A 15,418-nucleotide genomic window follows, 5' to 3' on the forward strand; every position below is an offset into this window, starting at 1 on the left:
GACGTTGCGGGAGGTCACGAGCTGGGATAGGCACCCTGCATGAACGACACCTATGATCCCCCTCAAACCCCACTGGATGTGTTGCATGAAGATGCACAGCTGATCGTGGTGAACAAACCATCGGGCCTGCTTTCGGTTCCGGGGCGGGGCGCGAATCTGTCAGATTGTCTGTTGACCCGGGTGCAGGATGCATTTCCACAAGCACTGCTGGTGCACCGGCTGGACCGGGACACGTCCGGTGTCATGGTCTTTGCCCAGACGCCGCACGCGCAGCGCAACCTGAGCATGCAATTCGAGCAGCGTCAGACCCGCAAAACCTATGTCGCCCGTGTCTGGGGGCAGCTGGAACCTAAGACCGGCACCGTGGACTTGCCTCTGATCGTGGACTGGCCCAACCGGCCCAGACAGATGGTTTGCCATGCGACGGGCAAACCTGCCGTGACGGACTGGCGTGTCGTGAAGACCGAAGGCGATACGACGCGTGTGCGTCTGTTTCCCAAAACGGGCCGGTCTCATCAACTTCGCGTTCATATGCAGGCGCTGGGCCACCCGATCCTGGGCGATCCATTCTATGCGACGGGCGATGCGCTGGACTTCCCCAGATTGATGCTGCATTCAGAAGAACTGCGTCTGAAACACCCGGAAGGTGGGGTTTCGATGAAGTTTCGGGCCCGGCCCGAGTTCTGATCTCAGGCCGTACTGGTCCGGAGCATCTTCAGATTTCCCAGCGAAAATCGTCTGGATCGTTTCTTTGATACGGGCTGCTTGCACTGCCGGGCCATGGCGATTTCGCGCTCGATCTCGAAGGCGCGCAGGGTATGGTCCTGAGACCATTGCCCCAACCTGAGCGTCATCATGACATGGGTGTCGAGGTATGGCATTTTTCGTGCTCCTTCTTTCGATGCCATTCCAATCTGGCCCATCATTCCTGACACCCTCTTGTCAGTGGGGTGTGCTAGGATGTCAGCATGTTGACAGGAGGATGCAATGCGCCGTTCGACCCGATTGTTTGAAATCATCCAGATCCTGCGGGCTGCGGGCGCTCCGGTCACGGCAGAGGCGCTGGCCGCAAGGTTGGAGGTGTCCGTGCGCACGGTTTATCGGGATATTGCCGAGTTGCAGGCGCAACGGACGCCCATCGAAGGTGAGGCCGGTATCGGGTACGTGATGCGGCGCGGCTACGATCTGCCGCCGCTCAATTTCGATGCAGAAGAAGTTGAGGCCTTGTGGGTTGGCCTGTCTCTTCTTGCGCGTACCGGCGACAGTCACCTGCAAAGGGCCGCCAGCCGGATATGCCAGAAGATCGACGCATTGCATTGCCCAGCGGATTGGTTGCAGGTTGCCCCATGGGGTGCCCCGGCGGATGATCCAAACAAGGGTTGCGTTTCGATCGCGCATTACCGCGAAGCCATCAGGGCAGAGCGGAAAATCCGTATCACCTATGAAGATGGCGAAGGCGAACGCACGGTTCGGGTCGTGCGCCCTGTGGCGCTGATCTATCACATCGAATGCACGATGCTGGCAGGCTGGTGCGAACTGCGCAACGGGTTTCGCCATTTCCGCACCGACCGTATCTGGTCCAGTGAATGCACCGAAGATAGCTTTTCAGGACAAAGCGGGTCATTGCGCGAGCTCTGGCAGGAGCAACAGAACGCAGAAACGTTCGTAGAAGCGGTTTGAATACGTGTTTGGCGGGTATTCGCCGACTTCACCGCATTGTTGCTTGAGCCGCCAAGCCTGCCCAGTGATATACTGCGGAAAACGAAGCACGCCCGAATAACGGGTGCTGGAGCAGAAGGTGATATCATGACGATTTCCAAGTTTTTCGTGGCCACAGGTTTGTGTTCAGCCCTTGTGTTGGCGGCCTGTACCGACCCGGGCACGCTGACAGTACAAGACGACCCGAACCAGAACGCCAAACAGGGCGCCGTTCTGGGTGGGCTGGTCGGCGCTGGAATCGGGGCGATTGCCAATAATTCGAACCCCGGTCTGGGCGCGTTGGCCGGTGCTGCAATCGGTGCTGCCGGGGGCGGCGTGATCGGCAACCAACTGGACAAGCAGGCTGCGGAGCTGCGTCAACAACTGGCAAATGACGGAATTACAATCGTCAACGCAGGCGATCGCCTGATTGTGACGGTCCCGAATGACATCACCTTTGACACCGACAGTTCGACCGTGCGCCCGGCGTTGCGGTCTGATCTGGTGAAAGTGGGCCAGAACTTGGTCAACTACCCGAATTCGAACGTGCAGATCATCGGGCACACTGACAGCGACGGAGACGCAACCTACAATCAGGGCCTGTCAGAGCGTCGCGCGAATGCCGTGGCCGACATCCTTCAGGCCAACGGTGTCAGCCACAACCGCATTCGCACGATCGGGCAGGGCGAAAACAACCCTGTCGCGTCCAACCTGACGCCCGAAGGAAAATCGCAAAACCGGCGTGTCGAGATTGTCGTGGTGCCCAGCGGAAACGCGTAACCACTGCGCGGCATGAACAGCGGGGCCGCCCAATGGGCGGTTCGGTTTGCGCAATGACTGTGCGTCAAATGGGGTTTGGATCAGGGTGAACTCGGTCTAACTTGCGACAAACACAGAAACGGAGCTTTCCTGATGTCCCAACCGACCCTTCTTGGCCTGTCCGGGTCCCTGCGCCAGAACGCGACCAACCGTAAGCTTCTGCGCGAGGCGGCTCGGTTGTTCGATCCGGCAAGCTTTGTCGAAGCGGATTTGAACCTGCCCCTCTACGATGGTGATCTGGAAGACGGCGAAGGGATTCCTGAGGCGGTTCATACGCTGGCCAATCAGATCGCACAGGCCGATGCTGTGATCATTTCGACACCTGAGTACAACAAGGGTCCATCAGGCGTTCTGAAGAACGCGCTGGACTGGGTCAGCCGAACGCAAGGCAATCCATGGGCCGACAAACCGGTTGCGGTAATGTCGGCGGCCGCTGGTCGTGCAGGCGGGGAACGCGCGCAGATGATCCTGCGGGCCTGTATGGTTCCATTTCAGCCGCGCATCCTGCAAGGGCCCGAAATCCATCTGGCGAACAGTTCGAACGAATTCGACGATCAGGGAAAGCTGCGTTCGGACCGGTACGAAAAGTCTTTGCATGACTTGATGCAGAAACTCCGGGCCGAGGCCGGTTTCTGATCGCGGGTCAGGCAAATGACGCAAGAGCGACAGACCGATCTCTTGGATCCGGCCCGCGCGACCGCATTTCAGGTGGCGCTGGGCGGTGTGCCGTCGATCGCCAGTGGTTCGGAATTGCCGCCCTTCTTCCATCGGCTTTATTTCTGGACCCCGCAACCGGCCGCCGAATTGGGTCGGGATGGGCATCCCAAGGTTGGGGGCCTGATCCCGGATATGGGATTGCCGCGCAGAATGTGGGCCGGCGGGCGGTTGACCTTTCACGTTCCTCTGATCGCAGGGATCACCGCCGAAAAGAAATCGGTTCTTGAAAGTCAAAGCGCCAAGGTAGGGCGGTCCGGCCCGTTGGGCTTTGTCACTTTGCGGCACGAGATCTGGCAGAACGGTCAGTTGCGCGTGACAGAGTGGCAGGATCTCGTTTATCGCGAAGATCCTGCGCCGGATGCTGAAATGCCCCAACCGCCCAGAGCGCGCACCGATGAGACCGATTGCCGCGAAGTCGGGTTCGATTCAACGTTGTTGTTTCGATACTCGGCCCTGACCTTCAATGGCCACCGTATTCACTATGATCTGGACTATGCGCGCGATGTTGAAGGATATGGCGGGCTGGTCGTGCACGGGCCGCTTCTGGCGCAGCTTCTGATGCTTTTCGCGGTTGACCTGATCGGTCCGCTCGCCTCGTTTTCGTTCCGCGCGACTTCGCCATTGATGCATTTCGAAACTGCCCAGTTGTGCCGGAGGGGTGAAAACATGTGGGTGCGCGGCCCTGGCGGGCGGCAATGCATGCAAGCCGTCGTGCAGTCACAATGAGGCTTCGGGCCGGAACTCATCAGGGATCGTATCCCGATCTTCAAGCATAAGATCGGCCATGACCTCGGCGATTTTGGGGGCCATGCCGAAACCGATTTTGAACCCGCCATTGGCGATGAACTGCCCCTGATGCAGGGGATGGGCGCCCAACATCGGCGCACGGCTTTTGCTGCGCGGGCGCACGCCGGCCCAGCGTTCGATCACCTCGGCCCCGTGCAACAGGGGCAGGACGCGCGTGGCGCGGTCTATCACGTCGTCCAGAGCTTCGTCCGTGCTGGTCGGGTCCTCATAATTCCGTTCCGAGGTCGATCCGATCGCAAGTGTTCCGTCAGCATGCGGGACAATGTGAATCGCGTCGGCGAATAGTTGCGGCACTTCCCCCGCGTCGAAGCGCAACAGGGCGGCCTGCCCTTTGACACCATTTCCGACGATCTTGCCGTAGGCGTCGTTCAGTTCTTGCAATCCTGCAAGGCCCGTGGCGTGGATGACCTGCCCCTTGTCCTCGGCATCACTGACAATGTGGACGCCCATGACCTCAAGGGCTGCGACCAGCGCGGCACAGGCCCGCCGGGGGTGCATTCGTGCCGTCAGCGTATCGCGAATGACAAAGCCTGTGGGGCTGGGTGGGCACCATGAACCCGCTTGGGCCGTGGTGATGACACGCCATTCCGCCCGACCTTGCCAAAGCTCATCTGCGGTGCCTTCGCGCTGGCGGGCCCGTTCCAGACCACGCGCGTCCGGGATCGGCTGAAGGCGGCCCAGCCGGCCATAGCCGGGAGAAACCCCGCCGGTGTCTTCGATCTGTCGCCAGAACGGTTCAGCCATGATCAGACTGTCGAACTGAAATGCTTTCTTGGCGTTCCAGTTTTCCGGCACATGCGGGGCCAATGCGCCGACCAGACCGCCGCTGGACCCGGCGCCGGGACCGGACGGATCGACGACCTGCACTTTCGCACCGCGGCGCGCACAAATCCAGGCGATGGACAGGCCGAAAATTCCTGCGCCGCGAACCGTCACATCGACCATTGCCAATTCCCTTTTCCTTGTTCAGTGTCGCGCCGCTTAGCTACAGGATTCCCCAATGGCAGACCAGCGCGCCGAATTGACGTGGACCGAAGATCAGATACCGGTCTCGGACCGCTTCGACGACCCATATTACTCGTTGCAGAACGGGCTGGAAGAGACGCGCCATGTGTTTCTGGCGGGAAATGACTTGCCTGCACGGTTTGCGCCGGGGTTTCACATTGCCGAGTTGGGTTTCGGCACCGGCCTGAACCTGCTGGCCGCCTGGTCGGAATGGGAGGCATCCGGCCAGAAAGGGCCATTGCGCTTTACCAGTTTCGAAGCCTTTCCCATGGCACCGGACGACATGCAGCGCGCGCTAGGGGCCTTTCCCGAATTGCATCCGTGGAGCAGCCGGTTTTTGGCGCATTGGACAGGGCGCACATGTATGTTGGATTCGCTTCGGTTTGAGGTGGTGATCGGCGATGCACGCAAGACATTGCCGAACTGGGACGGAATGGCAGATGCCTGGTTCCTCGACGGGTTTTCACCAGCCAAGAACCCCGAATTGTGGGGCGCGGACCTGTTGCAGGACGTGGCAAGCCACACTGTCACGGGCGGTACCGCGGCCACGTATACGGCCGCAGGTTTCGTGCGCCGGGGACTTGAGAGTGCAGGTTTCAAGGTAACCCGCATGCCCGGCTATGGTCGCAAGCGGCACATGACACGGGCACACAAAGCATGACCCAGAAGAACAATGTCGGCGCGGGCATCGCTTTGATGGTGGGCGCGACAATTGTCTTTGCCTTGCAGGACGGTATCTCGCGCCATCTGGCCGGAACCTACAACACCTACATGGTGGTCATGATCCGCTATTGGTTCTTTGCGGCTTTTGTCATCGCTCTGGCCGCGCGGGCCCCCGGTGGGCTGAAGGCGGCCACAAAGACAAGTCAGTTGGGTTTGCAGATCCTACGGGGCTTGTTGCTGGCGGCCGAGATCTGCATTGCGGTGTTCGGCTTTACGGTCCTTGGCCTGATCGACAGTATGGCGGTTTTCATCTGTTATCCTCTGCTTGTCGCCGCGCTGAGCGGGCCGGTGCTGGGCGAAAAGGTCGGATGGCGGCGATGGGCTGCGATCGGTGTCGGCTGCATCGGCGTTCTGATCATCCTGCAACCGGGCGCCGGGGTCTTCAACCCGTGGGCTGTCATACCTTTGATTTCTGCATTGCTGTTTGCGATCTATGGTCTTTTGACGCGATATGTCGCCCGCCAGGACAGCGCGGCGACCAGCTTTTTTTGGACCGGTGTCGCCGGTGCCGTGGCGATGACCGTGTTTGGCATGTGGTTCTGGGAGCCGATGGCGCACGACGACTGGCTCTGGATGGCGCTGCTTTGCGTCAGTGGGGTGTTCGGGCATTGGTTGCTGATCAAGTGCTACGAAGTGGCCGAAGCCAGTGCGGTTCAACCCTTTGCATATTTCCACCTGGTTTGGAGCGCGATCCTGGGTATTTCGATCTTTGGCGAAACGTTGCGCCCCGAAGTCGTGGCGGGCGCAACCATCGTCGTAGCCGCAGGTTTGTTCACCTTATGGCGCGAACGCCGCCAGAGATGATCCGATCAGCTCCTGCGAGAACGGAATCGGAAGGGCGGGTTGCCCCAGGCGGGCACGGTAGACCGGCAGGCTTTCGGTCACGCGCATCACGTAGTTCCGCGTTTCGCTGAACGGGATCGTCTCGATCCAGTCGACGATATCGACCTCGCCTGTGCGTGGATCACCATAGCGTTCCATCCACGAGATCGGGCGCCTTGGCCCCGCATTGTACCCCGCCGCCATCATCACAACGTTGCCGTTGAAATCGGCTGCCAGACCGGAAAGATAGTTGGCCCCAAGCTTTGCGTTGTATTGCCAGTCCGTGGTCAAACGTCCCGTCTGATGGCCGCTGAGAATGCCCAGCTCGCCCGCGACCAGCTTGGCCGTAGCGGGCATTACCTGCATCAGGCCGCGTGCACCCGCACCGCTGACGACAACCGGGTCGAACTCGCTTTCGCGGCGCGCGATGGCCAATGTCATTTCCTTGGCCATCGGCAATCGCATATCTGCAACGGGATGGACTGGGTAATAGGCTGCGGGCAGAACGGTGCCCGTCGTTGCCGCCCGTTTGGCGATCATCACGGCCAGATGCGGCTGTTTCAGTTCGATAACCAGGTCGCCCAATTGATTGGCCTGCACTGGATCAAGGCTTTCGACCAGATGGGTCAGGAACCGCTCGGACAGGTTTGCTTCTCCGGCTTTCAACAACAGCAATCCGGCCTCCAAAACGCTGGAATCGGCAAACTCCGCCTGCCGCCAATGCGGCGCGCGACGCGGATTGGCCAGTTCCGCATCAAACGGTCGTCCGATCCGTTCTGCGGCCAACAGACCGTAGAATGAGGTCTGGTAATCGGCCCCCATTGCATAGGCGTCATACGCCTTGTCCGCGTCACCCAATGCCGCGTAAGCGCGCCCAAGCCAATAGCCACCACGGCCTTTCGAGATCGGAGATTTCACGGCGTCCGAAAAGTTCTGGAAGTGGCGAACGGCGGTGGCAGGATCGTTCAGTTTGCGAAGCGCCAGAAAACCGGCCAGCCATTCAAGATCGGCATAGCCGTAACCCATTTCGGGGGTCATGTGATGATTGGCGGCCACGTCATATGCGCGCGCCGCACGGCCCGATCGCATCTCAAGCCGTGCAAGACGGCGCCGTCCCTCCGCCCATTTGTCAGGCTCACCCAGTGCGTCAGGCCCGGTAGAGCGTGCCAGCATCAGATCGACGGCGCTGTCATCCAGTTCTTTCTTGTCGCGCCAGACAAAACGATCGAAGGCCAGCCCGGGCGCATCCGCCAGAGACTTGGGAACTGCTGCCACCTTGGTGTCCACACCGGGTTGGCGTTTCTGCAATGCTATGCGCGCTTCGGCCAGTTTGCGTTCGTCCGGACCGACCAAAGGCAACATCTGTCCGGCGCTTACAAGATGACCGTCCCAAAGCATTCTGTCCAGCCGCGCCGCGTGATGCGGTTTCAGAAGTTTGGCAAAGTTCTCCAGATAGCTTTTTTGCAGACCCGAACCCATTGGCATGGTGCGCCAAGCGGTCACAATGTCGGCCTCCGCTTCTCCGATGCGTCCCTTGGCTTTCAGGGCGACGGCATAGTTCAACGCGCCCTCTGCCGTCTGAGGCGGCATGTCGGCATAGAATTTCAGAACCCTGTCTGGATCGGCACCGGTGAAAACAGGCTCGCTCTTGCGGCGCAGCCATGCCAGCCCGGGCCAGTCCGGGCGACGTTCGAGAAACACCAACACGTCGCCAGAGCTGCCGAAGCCCTCGCGCAGCCAGTGCCAGACAATGATATCGCGCGATACAGAACCTCGCTGGCCGGATACGCGCAACGCTGCGTTCCAGTCGCCTTTGCGCATTTCGTTAAGTCCAGCGCGCAAATCAGCAGCAGCATCTGCCCGTGCTGAATGCGTCGCAGTCACCGAATACAGAATCACAGCAGTCAACAGTGCCAGAAAGCGTGTCATCCCTTGCATTTCCCAACCAACCGAGGATAGAGCCTGTGAGGATAAACCGTGCGTCGCCGGGATCAACTCACAAAGCTGGAAACGTGAGGAACCGCGGCGTAAAAACTGCAAAATGCACCTTGAAGGAGCGTGTCATGTTCAAAGGCTCGATGCCAGCCCTCGTCACCCCGTTCAACAACGGCGAGTTGGACCTGAAAACGCTCAAACATCTGGTGGACTGGCAGATATCCGAAGGCTCGACCGGGCTGGTGCCTGTGGGAACAACCGGTGAAAGCCCGACGCTCAGCCACGAAGAGCATGAAACGGTGATCGAAGAGGTTGTTAAAACCGCTGCGGGCCGCGTTCCTGTCATTGCCGGTGCCGGGTCGAACAACACGGTCGAAGCTGTCCGCTTCGTTCAGTTCGCGGAAAAAGTAGGAGCGGATGCGGCACTGGTCGTCACGCCGTATTACAACAAACCAACTCAGCGCGGCCTGATCGCGCATTTCCAGGCGCTGCATGCGGCCGCGGATATCCCGATTATCATCTACAACATTCCGGGCCGCTCAGTCATTGACATGACACCTGCCACGATGGGTGAACTGGCCAAGCTTCCTCGCATCGTCGGGGTCAAGGATGCAACGGGCGATCTGGCCCGTGTCAGCCAGCAGCGTGCAACTTGCGGCGCGGATTTCTGCCAATTGTCCGGCGAAGACGCCACGGCCCTTGGGTTTAACGCCCATGGTGGTGTTGGCTGCATCTCGGTCACCGCAAACGTGGCCCCCAAGCTCTGCGCCGAATTCCAGCAGGCCACGCTGGCCGGAGATTATGCAAAAGCGTTGGAGTATCAGGACAAGCTGATGCCGCTGCATGAGGCGATCTTCATCGAGCCGGGCCTTGTCGGTGCCAAATATGCACTCAGCAAACTGGGCCTTTGCAGCACCGAAGTGCGTTCACCCCTGACCGAGCTGGAAGACAGCACCAAGGATGCAATCGAGGCCGCAATGGCCCATGCCGGCCTGATCTGACTGGTATTTCAGAATACGACGAAGGGCGGCCTCAAACCTTGAGCGCCGCCCTTTCTTTTTGATGTATCCAGACTTCATCTGGCCAAAAAATATCCCGGGGGAGTCGCGGCTTGCCGCGGCGGGGGCAGAGCCCCCTCAGCGTTTGCCGTAATACAGCCCCACGACATGTTCGGCCTGCGCAAAGAACAGCCAGCGCGACGTTGCAACACCTGCCAGATGCGAGGCCACGGCCAGCAGGGCGAAGACGTGATTGAACGGCAGCAGCAACAGCAGAACCGGCAGCACGAATGCCAGAACGAACGAGATCAGCCGCAGTTTTTCGGCGTGTTTGCGCCCGACCACGTGAACGAATTCTCGCAGCAGATAATTGGTGCCGGTATGGGGCGGCTCAAAGGCGCGGACGGATCCGCGTGCGCCAAGCCCGGTGGCTGTTCCCAGATCCGTTCCCGATAACGCAAACGCCTGATCCCCCTTGCGCCAGTACAGTATCTGCACCAGCGCCGCGATCAGCAGCAGCGGCAGAGCTGCGCTTGTCTGACCTGCCAGCAATGCACCACCGGCCAGGCTGAAGCTGAGAAACATGGCAGGTGTCAGGTTCATGTTCCAGCGTGGGATGGTCTTGAGCTGCGTGTAGATCATCGAGGTCGTGAACACTGTGGCCAGCGACAACCCTGCGCCGATCCAGCCCAGAAAACCCCAGCGTTGGTCCAGAAACACCACGCCAATCGCATAGAGCCCCATGATGACCAGCGCGAGGACGGCACACCAACCTTCACGGCTGAGCCAGCTGGTTTTCCATTGAGTGAACGCCTTCAAGGCCCGTTCCGGATGGCCCAGGTGGAAGGTCGAAGCCAAAAGCCCGCCGACGGCCAGACCATAGGCAATGGCGAAGAACACAAAAGCCACCCAACCCGAGACAGCCGGAAACCCCAGGCCAAGAAAGAACAGCAGTCCAAATCCCAGACCGGACAGGGTGGTGAACAGAATGACGGAGGGTGCGGGATGCATCAGAGTTTCTCCAACGTCTTGTCGAGCCAGCCGAGGAACCCTTTGGGCTCGTCAGCGATGGGTGCCAGCAGGGGGGCCAGTATGTCGATCTGGTCTTCCACGGTGTCCTTGGGGCGCGGGGGCAGGTATTTGTTGACGGGTTTGGTGCCCATTTCCGGCATCAGGTCCATGCCGCCCCGTTCTGCAACCAGCTGGCTGACATCGCTGTCAGGGTCGCCCAGATCGCCAAAGTGCCTTGCGCCCGCAGGGCAGGTGCGAACACAGGAGGGGATACGGTCGACCTCGGGAAGGTTTTCGTTGTAGATGCGGTCCACGCACAGTGTGCATTTCTTCATCACGCCCTCGGCCACATCCAGTTCCCGCGCACCGTAAGGGCAGGACCAGGCGCACAGGCCGCATCCGATGCAATCGCTTTCATTGACCAGGACGATGCCATCCTCGACCCGTTTGTAGCTGGCGCCGGTGGGGCAAACGGTAACACAGGGCGCGTCTTCGCAATGCAGGCAGGATTTCGGGAAGTGGATCAGCTGGGCATGCCCGTCGGCAGGTTGCACTTCGTAGGAATGCACGCGGTTGAGAAAGGTGCCCGAAGGGTTTGCACCATAGGCGTCCTGATCCGAAAGAGGGGCCCCGTAATTTTCCGTGTTCCAGCCTTTGCAGGAAATAACGCAGGCGTGGCAGCCGACACAGGTGTCCAGGTCGATGACCAGGCCCATCTTGCGGTCAGTGGAGTTTGGTAGCTGGGTCATGTCAGGGAACCTCTGCTGTTGAGGGCAGGTGAGGGGGCCAGCCCCCTCTTGAGCCTGCGGCTCAATTCACCCCCGGGATATTTTTGGCCAGATGAAGTGCGGATCCGGGTCATTTGCCCACCTTCCAGGCCAGGTTCTCAGGGCCGGTTCCGACAGGAGATTTGATCGGGTCGAAATTCGGCTGGCTTTGCGCATCGGCAGGTGCGTCGGCTTTTTCGATTTTGACCTTCAGGTCGAACCATGCCGCCTGACCAGTGATCGGGTCCGAGTTGGCCCAGCGCATTCCATCATTTTTGGACGGCAGCAATTCGTGAATCAGGTGATTGAGCAGGAAACCTTTGGTCGCTTCTGGCGCGTCGTCCTGCAAGGCCCAGGCGCCCTTGCGTTTGCCGATGGCGTTCCATGTCCAGACCGTGTTGTCATTCAGCGCGGCCATCTCCATCACCGGCACGGTGATTTCACCGTGGGGGGAGCTGACTTTTGCCCAGTCGCCGTCTTGCAGGTTGTGTTCTCGCATCAGTTTGGTCGGGACGTACAGCGGGTTTTGCCCGTGCAACTGGCGCAGCCACGCGTTCTGTGTGCCCCAACTGTGATACATGGCCATTGGGCGCTGGGTCAGGGCGTTGACGGTGAAGCCTTCATTTCCGTGCTGGTCGGTTTCGTACCAGATCGGCAGCGGATCCATGGTGTCCTTGATGCGCTGGCGCAGGTGCTCGGGCGGCTGGCGGTCTCCGTGACCTTCGGCAGCCAGCTGGAACCGGCGCATCGGTTCGGAATAGAGCTGGAACAGATAGGGCTGAGGGCTGTCATAGATGCCCATCCCGACGGCCCAGTTCTGATAGGCGGTGTTCCACGGTTTGTAGTAATCCGCGCCTTCCGGGATATGCGCCACATAAAATCCGCCGTTTTCGATATACCGGTTCAGCTGATCCGAATTGACCTCGCCGCGGCCTTCCTTGTCGCCGTCTGGACCCCGGAAACCGGCCAGCGGGCCGATGCCAGGGCGTCGTTCGTGGTTTACGATGTAATCCGCGTAGTCTTTCCACTTTGGGCTGCCGTCTTCATTCGTGAAACCCGGCAGGCTCATACGGTTGGCCAGCTCGATCAGAACCGACTGGAAACCACGCACGTCACGGTCGGGTTCGACCACTGGCCAGCGAATGGCGTCTGCTGCGGCGTCGGCCTCGCAGATCGGGCGATCCAGCAGCGAGATACAGTCGTGCCGCTCGAGATAGGTGGTGTCGGGCAGGATCAGGTCGGCGTAAGCCACCATTTCCGAAGAATAGGCGTCGGAGTAGATGATGCGCGGGATGACGTAATTGCCGTCATCGGTCTTGGCCGTCAGCATCTCCATCACACCTTTGGTGTTCATGGAGGAATTCCACGACATGTTCGCCATGTACATGAACAGGGTGTCGATCTTGTAGGGATCACCAGCCGCTGCGTTCGAAATCACCATGTGCATCAAGCCGTGCACGGACATCGGGTTTTCCCAGGTGAATGCCTTGTCGATGCGTTGCGGCGTGCCGCAGTCGTCCAGCAGCAGGTCTTCGGGACCACGTGGAAAGCCCAGATGCGGGCCGTTCAGCGGACGTCCCGGACGCCTGTCGCCATGAGGCGTCGGGTGTGCTTCGACTGGTTTGGGATAGGGTGGCTTGAAGCGGAAACCGCCCGGTACCTCGACTGTTCCCAGCATGATCTGCAGCACATGCAGTGCGCGGCAGGTCTGGAATCCGTTGGCATGGGCTGATACGCCCCGCATGGAATGGAAGCTGACGGGTCGACCAATCATCTTCGAGTGCTTTTCACCCCGAAAATCAACCCATTCCTGATTCAGTTCGATCGCTTCGTCAAAAGCGACCCTGGCGATTTCAGCGGCAATGGCCCGGATACGTTTGGCGGGGATGCCGCAGCGATCGGCCACCGCCTCGGGCGCGTGTTCGTCGCTGAGGTATTTTTCGGCCATCAGGTGGAAAACGGGGCGGTGCGTCACACCGTCCTTGTCATAGGTCGCCGACAGGTCCGGGCGCACGCCGGGCTTGTCGAATGCGGTTGGCTCGCCCGTCTTGCGATCAATAACCAGCGGCTTGCCGTCCTCGTCGCGCAGGAACAGGCCCTTTTCCGCACCCTCGCTTGCGTTCACCAGAACCGGCGCATTGGTATAGCGGCTCAGGTAATCCAGATCGATCTTGCCGGCTTTCATCAGAACGTGGATCAGCGACAAAATGAACAGCCCGTCTGTTCCGGGTGTGATGCCTACCCAGTCGTCGGCAACAGCGTTATAGCCCGACCGGACCGGATTCACTCCGATCACCCGTGCGCCGCGCGCCTTGATCTTGCCGATCCCCATTTTTATCGGGTTGCTGTCATGATCTTCGGCGACGCCGAACAGCATGAACAGTTTGGTGTGATCCCAGTCGGGTTGTCCAAACTCCCAAAACGCGCCACCCATCGTGTAAATGCCACCGGCCGCCATATTGACCGAGCAGAAGCCGCCGTGGGCTGCGTAGTTCGGAGTGCCGAAATTCTGGGCCCAGAAACTGGTGAAGCTCTGGCTCTGGTCGCGGCCTGTGAAAAAGGCCAGCTTCTGCGGTGCGGTTTCATGCAGTTCGTTCAGCCAGCCCACAGCAGTGCTGAGCGCCTCGTCCCACTCGATTTCGCGAAATTCACCCGAGCCACGTGGGCCGACACGCTTCAGCGGTTTGCGCAGCCGAGAAGGGGCGTTGACCTGCATGATCCCGGCAGAGCCCTTGGCGCACAAAACACCCTTGTTGACCGGGTGGTCCCGGTTTCCTTCGATATAGGCGACATTGCCGTCTTTCATGTGAACGTTGATGCCGCAGCGGCAGGCGCACATATAACAGGTGGTTTTGCGGACCTCGTCCGAAACTTTCGGAGACGTTTCAAGGATCGGCTGCTGATGGGTCATTGGCGGGTCCTGTCGGTTGTGTCGGGAGGACTTTGTCACTTTCCTTCCGATTTGAGAACATCGTTCTGGAAACGACGTGAGTTCTGAGTTTTATTCCCTGATAGCTTGCAGTGCCGTCACGGCGATCATCTGGGTCACATCTTCGGCGCTGCATCCGCGGGAAAGATCATTGGCGGGTCGGGCCAGCCCCTGCAAAACCGGGCCGATCGCGGTGTAACCCCCCAGTCGTTGCGTGATCTTGTAGCCGATATTGCCCGCGTCGAGATTGGGAAAGATCATCACGTTGGCCTGACCAGCGACCGAAGATCCGGGCGATTTGCGATCCCCGACCGAGGGCACGAAGGCCGCGTCGAACTGAAGCTCGCCGTCGACCTCGAGATCCGGGGAACTTTGGCGCAGTGTTTCAGTGGCCTCGATCACCTTATCTACGTCGGGATGCTTTGCGCTGCCCTTTGTCGAAAAGCTGAGCATGGCGATCTTGGGGTCTACCCGCAGCAGTGCCCGCGCCGATCTGGCCGAGGCGATGGCAATTTTGCTCAACTCGTCAGCGCTGGGATCGATGACCAGGCCGCAGTCCGAATAGAGCATTGCCCGCGCTCCGGGCTGAGCGATTTCCGGCGGGTACATCAGGAAAAAAGACGATACCATTCCGGCATCTGGGGCCATGCCGATCACCTGAATGGCCGCGCGTACAATGTCTCCGGTCGTGTGAACGGCACCACCTACGGTTCCAGTGGCCCGCCCGCTGCGTACCAGCATGGCGGCATAGACTGGCGGTGTTTCAACGGCGGCACGGGCTTTGGCCGGATCGACGCCCTTGTGTTGGCGCAGTTCAAAATAGGTTTGGGCAAATTCCTCGGTCAGGTCCGAGGTTGCCGGGTCGTGAACCATGACGCCGTCAGAGCGAGCGGCATTCTGGTTCTTGAGGGCGGCTTCGACCTCGGCTTGTGGACCGACCAGAATGACATCGGCCAGTCCGGCCTGGTGGGCGGCCAGCGCCCCCGCAACGACGCGGGGATCACTGCCTTCGCATAAAGAAATCACAGGGCGCGAGGCCGGGGCGTTCTGACGCAACAGTTCAATTGGTGTCATTGTCATACGCTCTGGCCTCGTCCTTTGATCACGCTTCCTGAGCTTTCATGTCGTCGGCCGAGATTCCTGCGACGGCGACGGGTTTTTTCATTGCGTCGCGGCGGAAGGGTTCG

General features: G+C 59.9%; 15 protein-coding genes. 8 read left to right on the forward strand and 7 right to left on the reverse strand.

What is annotated here, in order from left to right:
* Positions 1-39: 39 nt before the first annotated feature.
* Positions 40-687 (forward strand): RluA family pseudouridine synthase, encoded by a 648-nt coding sequence (locus GOW56_RS05985; RefSeq protein WP_171205299.1) that lies wholly within the window; start codon positions 40-42, stop codon positions 685-687.
* Positions 688-689: 2 nt separating this feature from the next.
* Here the strand turns inward: GOW56_RS05985 and GOW56_RS05990 are convergent, their stop codons facing one another.
* Complete coding sequence (locus tag GOW56_RS05990; protein ID WP_171205300.1) at positions 690-881, reverse strand: hypothetical protein; 192 nt, start codon at positions 879-881, stop codon at positions 690-692.
* A gap of 106 nt (positions 882-987) precedes the next feature.
* On the opposite strand from GOW56_RS05990, the gene GOW56_RS05995 reads away from it, so the two are divergent.
* The 4 genes from GOW56_RS05995 (at position 988) to GOW56_RS06010 (ending at position 3,960) form a co-directional block, all read left to right on the forward strand.
* Positions 988-1,680 (forward strand): YafY family protein, encoded by a 693-nt coding sequence (locus GOW56_RS05995; protein WP_171119887.1) that lies wholly within the window; start codon positions 988-990, stop codon positions 1,678-1,680.
* A 126-nt stretch (positions 1,681-1,806) separates the two neighbouring features.
* The gene (locus GOW56_RS06000; protein WP_171205301.1) at positions 1,807-2,478 is read left to right on the forward strand and encodes an OmpA family protein; all 672 of its coding nucleotides are present in this window, start codon (positions 1,807-1,809) and stop codon (positions 2,476-2,478) included.
* A gap of 132 nt (positions 2,479-2,610) precedes the next feature.
* Positions 2,611-3,153 (forward strand): NADPH-dependent FMN reductase, encoded by a 543-nt coding sequence (locus GOW56_RS06005; protein ID WP_171119885.1) that lies wholly within the window; start codon positions 2,611-2,613, stop codon positions 3,151-3,153.
* Between the two features lie 15 nt (positions 3,154-3,168).
* Positions 3,169-3,960, forward strand: coding sequence for an acyl dehydratase (locus tag GOW56_RS06010; RefSeq protein ID WP_171119884.1), 792 nt, complete (start codon positions 3,169-3,171; stop codon positions 3,958-3,960).
* On the opposite strand, the gene GOW56_RS06015 is transcribed toward GOW56_RS06010, so the two are convergent.
* Positions 3,952-4,986 (reverse strand): FAD-binding oxidoreductase, encoded by a 1,035-nt coding sequence (locus GOW56_RS06015; protein WP_171205302.1) that lies wholly within the window; start codon positions 4,984-4,986, stop codon positions 3,952-3,954. The genes GOW56_RS06010 and GOW56_RS06015 overlap by 9 nt on opposite strands.
* 55 nt (positions 4,987-5,041) lie before the next feature.
* Here GOW56_RS06015 and mnmD point away from each other — a divergent pair, with 55 nt between their 5' ends.
* Positions 5,042-5,707, forward strand: coding sequence for a tRNA (5-methylaminomethyl-2-thiouridine)(34)-methyltransferase MnmD (gene mnmD / locus GOW56_RS06020; RefSeq protein WP_171205303.1), 666 nt, complete (start codon positions 5,042-5,044; stop codon positions 5,705-5,707).
* Entirely contained in the window at positions 5,704-6,573 is an 870-nt protein-coding gene (locus GOW56_RS06025; protein WP_171205304.1) for a DMT family transporter, read from the forward strand. The genes mnmD and GOW56_RS06025 overlap by 4 nt, the downstream gene beginning before the upstream one ends.
* On the opposite strand, the gene GOW56_RS06030 is transcribed toward GOW56_RS06025, so the two are convergent.
* On the reverse strand, positions 6,547-8,520 hold the full coding sequence (locus tag GOW56_RS06030) for a lytic transglycosylase domain-containing protein (RefSeq protein WP_171172203.1): 1,974 nt from the start codon (positions 8,518-8,520) through the stop codon (positions 6,547-6,549). The two genes, GOW56_RS06025 and GOW56_RS06030, sit on opposite strands and share 27 nt — an antisense overlap.
* A 134-nt stretch (positions 8,521-8,654) precedes the next feature.
* Here GOW56_RS06030 and dapA point away from each other — a divergent pair, with 134 nt between their 5' ends.
* The gene (dapA, locus tag GOW56_RS06035; RefSeq protein ID WP_171172202.1) at positions 8,655-9,527 is read left to right on the forward strand and encodes a 4-hydroxy-tetrahydrodipicolinate synthase; all 873 of its coding nucleotides are present in this window, start codon (positions 8,655-8,657) and stop codon (positions 9,525-9,527) included.
* Between the two features lie 135 nt (positions 9,528-9,662).
* Here the strand turns inward: dapA and GOW56_RS06040 are convergent, their stop codons facing one another.
* The 4 genes from GOW56_RS06040 to pta form a co-directional block, all read right to left on the reverse strand.
* A complete protein-coding gene (locus GOW56_RS06040; RefSeq protein ID WP_152459220.1) occupies positions 9,663-10,535 on the reverse strand; it encodes a DmsC/YnfH family molybdoenzyme membrane anchor subunit in 873 nt (290 codons plus the stop codon).
* Positions 10,535-11,284, reverse strand: a complete 750-nt coding sequence (locus GOW56_RS06045; RefSeq protein ID WP_171172200.1) for a 4Fe-4S dicluster domain-containing protein — start codon at positions 11,282-11,284, stop codon at positions 10,535-10,537. The genes GOW56_RS06040 and GOW56_RS06045 overlap by 1 nt, the downstream gene beginning before the upstream one ends.
* A gap of 109 nt (positions 11,285-11,393) precedes the next feature.
* Complete coding sequence (locus GOW56_RS06050) at positions 11,394-14,213, reverse strand: molybdopterin oxidoreductase family protein (protein ID WP_171205305.1); 2,820 nt, start codon at positions 14,211-14,213, stop codon at positions 11,394-11,396.
* 90 nt (positions 14,214-14,303) lie between these two features.
* Entirely contained in the window at positions 14,304-15,311 is a 1,008-nt protein-coding gene (gene pta, locus GOW56_RS06055; protein ID WP_171205306.1) for a phosphate acetyltransferase, read from the reverse strand.
* Positions 15,312-15,418 lie beyond the last annotated feature (107 nt).

It is taken from the genome of Ruegeria sp. HKCCA0235A, from assembly GCF_013033235.1.
GTDB lineage: Bacteria > Pseudomonadota > Alphaproteobacteria > Rhodobacterales > Rhodobacteraceae > Ruegeria.